The following is a 226-nucleotide window of genomic DNA, read 5'->3' on the forward strand; positions in this document are numbered from 1 at the left end:
GTCTGGATGTTTCAAAAGGGGAAAGTCAAGTTCAGGCATTTTTAGATAAAGGCAAACCATACCGTAAGAGTTTTAAAATTTCTCATACAATAGAAGGTCTTGATTTACTTGTAGAGTTTCTGGAGGTGGTCAAGAGAGAAACTGGTAATAAACCACCTATTGTTTTAGAAGCGACAGGACATTATCATTCCTCTGTTGTTCAATACCTGGAGGACCGTGGGTATTT

Annotated in this window: 1 protein-coding gene; it reads left to right on the top strand. The window is 38.1% G+C overall.

Features of this window, described 5'->3' with window-relative positions; translation table 11 throughout:
- Positions 1 to 2 precede the first annotated feature (2 nt).
- Positions 3 to 226 (top strand): IS110 family transposase (locus FS608_RS29945; protein ID WP_260871876.1); only part of this gene is annotated, 224 nt, incomplete at its 3' end.

Source organism: Bacillus sp. X1(2014) (genome assembly GCF_007678255.1).